Origin of the sequence: Rhodoplanes sp. SY1, assembly GCF_046000175.1 — a bacterium.
GTDB lineage: Bacteria > Pseudomonadota > Alphaproteobacteria > Rhizobiales > Xanthobacteraceae > Rhodoplanes.
The window spans coordinates 1-444 of the sequence record NZ_JBEOMB010000248.1 but is presented as its reverse complement, the minus strand read 5'-3'; the positions used below and the strand labels follow the sequence as shown (position 1 = coordinate 444).

The window sequence follows — 444 nt, the reverse complement described above, 5'->3', positions numbered from 1 at the left end:
AAAGCCCCGCACGCGGCGGCGGTGCCGCGTTCCGGGCGGGCCGGACGTGCCGCCGGCGGACTGTCCGACCCGCGCCGCGGACTACTCCGCGATGATCCGCTCCGGCACGGCCTGGTAGGCGTCGGCGTGCTGCACGGCGGCGGGGCGCGCCTTGGTGCCCGGCATCACCTCGAAGCGGGGATCGAAGTCCACCATGGTGGCGGCGAGCTTGGCGAGCACGGTCACGTCGCCCTGGACCTTGGCGGTGCCGTCGGCGATCTGCGCCTCCAGGGTCTTGGCGCCCATCATGGTCTGCTCCAGGGCGGAGCGGTCGATGGTCAGGGTCAGGTCCGGCTTGTCGGCCTGGAAGCCGGCGATGCTGGTGAGGGTGGCGTTCTCCAGCTCGACGATGAACTTTTCGCCGTTGTCGGGCGTGACCAGATTGATGGTGAAGCGCAGCCCCTC

Annotated in this window: 1 protein-coding gene; it reads right to left on the bottom strand. The window is 70.9% G+C overall.

The features are described from left to right. Positions 1-81: 81 nt before the first annotated feature. Positions 82-444, bottom strand: a 363-nt coding sequence (locus tag ABTU92_RS28910) for an alkyl sulfatase C-terminal domain-containing protein (protein WP_408095012.1), incomplete at its 5' end; no start/stop codon positions are given.